Source organism: Citrobacter sp. S46_ASV_140 (assembly GCF_018919545.1).
GTDB classification, from domain to species: domain Bacteria; phylum Pseudomonadota; class Gammaproteobacteria; order Enterobacterales; family Enterobacteriaceae; genus Citrobacter; species Citrobacter braakii.
In genome coordinates this window covers 1-3,451 of record NZ_JAHLRC010000215.1, presented here as the reverse complement: position 1 = coordinate 3,451, position 3,451 = coordinate 1, and the positions used below count along the sequence as shown (strand labels likewise).

At 42.6% G+C, this 3,451-nt stretch carries 3 protein-coding genes; all 3 read right to left on the bottom strand.

Translation table 11 applies throughout. From position 1 onward, the window contains the following. The coding region (locus KQJ19_RS22955) for a terminase family protein (protein WP_216404221.1) at nucleotides 1-349 on the bottom strand (349 nt) is incomplete at its 3' end. After that, the gene (locus KQJ19_RS22950; RefSeq protein WP_216404220.1) at nucleotides 327-1,313 is read right to left on the bottom strand and encodes a terminase small subunit; all 987 of its coding nucleotides are present in this window, start codon (nucleotides 1,311-1,313) and stop codon (nucleotides 327-329) included. The genes KQJ19_RS22955 and KQJ19_RS22950, both read right to left, overlap by 23 nt. 89 nt (nucleotides 1,314-1,402) lie before the next feature. Then, nucleotides 1,403-3,403 carry an ATP-binding protein gene (locus KQJ19_RS22945; RefSeq protein WP_216404219.1) on the bottom strand — a complete coding sequence of 667 codons (2,001 nt, stop codon included), beginning with the start codon at nucleotides 3,401-3,403 and terminating at the stop codon, nucleotides 1,403-1,405. Nucleotides 3,404-3,451: the final 48 nt, after the last annotated feature.

Genomic DNA, 3,451 nt, shown 5'->3' with positions numbered 1-3,451 from the left:
TAAAGCCGACTATCGTGTCTGGCTTTTCCATCGACCGACAAATTGTCGTGCCGCGGTACCGCCGCCCTTCGTAGAAGTGAACCTCTTTGTTCCCCTCGTTGATTTTGACGTTCAGGCCCCAATCGAAGGCCACCTCTTCAATCGTTGGGTAAAAGATGTCACGTATCTGCGGGTAAGTCGGCGCGAAGTAACCCTGGTTAATCTTCGGATGCTCCCACATCCCTTTGCAGATGCCGCCGCAACCCACCCATGTCTTACCGGAACCGAACCCGGCAACGTAGGCTTTGAACTTGTGCTTCATCGCGAGGAAGCGCGCCTGCGGGATGTTAAGTGTCGGGCTGATCCCCATCGTCCGCCCTCGCATCTACTACGTTGATATTGATTTGAACAGGTGTAGGTTCATCATCCTCGCCATCGCCGGCCAATTCTTTACGGAGTTTTTCCACTTCCAGTTGTCGGCGCTCGATTTCAATCTGTTGAAGTCGCTGCGCAAATTCACTATCTGCCAGGCCGAGGCGCTTCATGACGGCTTCAAACATCCGTTCGCGGCTTATCGCGGTAATTTCAACGCCGTGCTTGCCAAGCTTAACGCCGGAATATGCCAGCGCTGCCGTAGCTGACAACTTGCGTGTATCGGCAAAAAACGGCTGACCTACTCCATCTCCATTGCAACGGGGACATTCAGGGTTTGGTTCCTGCGTATGGTCATATCCATATCCGCCCACGTCCTCAGGCTCGCGACGTTTGCGTTCAACCGCTTCGAGTCGCTCCTCTTCATACTCAACAGCATCACGCCATTGATAGTGATGACTGAAGCCCCAGCAATAGCGGCAGGCACCGCGGCGATACTGTGATAACTGGTTTGCATCGAAAGTGGCGAGTTGCCACATCTGAGTAAGCACCTCGTCAGCGCTGCCAAGCGTACGCATTAACGACTCTTTCTGCTGCTGCGCAATTGCGTTCGCAACGTTAGGATTCATTATGAGCTGACGACCATAGTTTGGATCACTATAGCCAGCTCGCTCAGCTGCTGCCGTGGCGTTCTGGTCATTCAGATATTCAGCAATGAAGCGCTTTACCTTCGGGCTGAGTTTGCTGTTAACCAGTTCCTCTGCACTTTTTTCTTTCTGCGCAGTGCGCAATTTCTTCTGCGCAGGTTTTTGCGCAGTCTGCGCAGTTGGCTTTTTAATGTAGCGCCGCGCAGATGTATAATTCAGTCCCTGCGCTTCACACCAATCCTTCGGTGATACGCCGGTTGCGGCATGATCGGACAGGAACCGTCGCTGAAGCTCGCCCCAGTCCGGTTTTGCCATGAGTTAATCCTGTTTGATGTGCGTTTGCAATGTGCATAAAAAAGCCCCGCATTAGCGAGGCCTTATGAATAATACAAATCATTTCAGATTTATTGCTTATAAACCCCTTCAGCTACTTCAAACTGTTCAGTAATGACTGGAATAAACTCTCTATGCGTTTTTTCTAGGTAAGATGTTGCAGAATCTCGGCTTGCTTCATAATTTAGTTGTTTGCTAAAAAAGCTCAGTTTGGCACGTGCTGCATTCAAAACTTCAGCCCATGTCATAACCCAAACTTCAACATTGTACTCTGCATCATCCATAGTCTTGCCTTTCGGCCATCCACGCGTTCGCGCTTTTCTTTTAGCAAATTCATCCATTGAGTTTGAAACTGCTATGAAAGTCCATTTTGAGTTCGCATGATCAAACCGCTCATCCGAACATACAGACATAGCATATTTTTCAATCTGACCCACAACATCATAATCAATTTTTTGTGACGGCCTTTTCAATTCAACAACCAAATATTCTGTATATCCTTCATAAGGTTGACGACATTTGGAAAACATCAAATCGACTCTACCTTGTTTCCCACCCGGTAACAAGACAGGTTCTTCAGATTCAATATCTTCTCTCCGACCTAAATGTCTGAGGTGTTTTTTTAAGACGGTTTCCAATCTGTCTTCTGATCCTGCTAAAAAGAAATCATCTCTAAAAACCCAAGCCTCACGTTCAAGTATCTTATGCAACTGGTCTCTTTCAAGAAGATTTTTCTTTGTGTCTTTGTCATGAACAAGATTATCTAAACCATTTAAAAAGTTTATTCGATCTGAAACAATTTTAGAGGCACTTATTATTGATGACAATGTAGTCCTCTCTAGCAACTCAGCTAATTCATCTTGCTCTACAGGTTTTAGCCCCAAGACTTCAGAAAGAATCTTCTGAACAGAATCAGGATTTTGCCTTATAGCTTGAGCAAGCAACATAAAAGTGAATTTTTTTGTTTTCTTATCTGAAGTTTCAAAACTTTTCAAATAACTTTGAACATTTACAGCTAAAATATCAAAAACTTTCTGTTCAATTATTTTAGTAGGCTCAAGCGCAACTCCATCTGAGTAAGGATAAATATCCTGCTCCTTCCAAGAGTCCACAATCAATGATTTTTTGATAAAGGCTTTATCTACAAAATGTGTTCTTGCCTGATGAATGATTGCGTCTTTTATACTTTTAACTTCAGGGACGAGATCACCAAGCCCTATTGAGTTATTCTCATATAATTTTTTAAAATAATCACATTTTGCATAAAGAGTAAAATCATAACCTGGCGCACGAATTAACTGACCAAGTTTTTCCTTATGGTATGAAAATCCCAAAGAGTCGCAATAATGTAATTCTCTATTAACTTTTCTTTTCCACTCAATGATAGATAAAGAAGCATTAACAATTTCTCCATTTGGGAGAGTAACATCTCCTATCGAATAATCCCTTTTATCTAACCACGCTTCTTCAGGTGATATAGCTTCGCCTGAGAATATCAAACGTCTTGATGGAAACTCTGTTAAAAACAAAGCAAACTCCATTATAATATCAGACAATGAATCATCTGACAGAAGACTATTTGCTACTTGAGTCACATTGTATATTTCAACTACAGTGCCAGTATTACCATCAGAGACCTTAATGGGCTCACTTATTGTGAAATCGCTAATCCTATTCGCATCAGTTGATATAGTATATTGATATAAAACACCTTTATTTTCAAAAGTTGTTACCCAAACTACTTTTTCACCTAGCGATAGAGACTTAAAACGACCTCGACCATATTGACCATGTAGCGAGTGATCACCTTCCGCCTTTGCTTTTTTCTTCCAAGACTCGCCTAAATTTCCAAAATAATCAGCTACTTTATCAAAGTCGATTCCAGAGCCAGAATCTTTAATGAAAATAGAATCAATACCATCGAAAAATGGGTTTTTATTGATGACTACCTCTACTGATTTTGATTTAGCATCAAAACCATTCCATATCAGTTCGCTTAAAGCTGACACTGGCTTAGCGCAGGCCAAATCTGCTAAGTGATCTGCTCCAGCCTTTACAGTAATCTTAGACATATGTAATCCCTGACTTATGTGTTCGAATCATGTTGCCATACAGACTAC

Coding starts and splice junctions, on each gene's coding strand:
- KQJ19_RS22950 (WP_216404220.1), bottom strand. CDS start 1,313: ATGGCAAAACCGGACTGGGGCGAGCTTCAGCGACGGTTCCTGTCCGAT.
- KQJ19_RS22945 (WP_216404219.1), bottom strand. CDS start 3,403: ATGTCTAAGATTACTGTAAAGGCTGGAGCAGATCACTTAGCAGATTTG.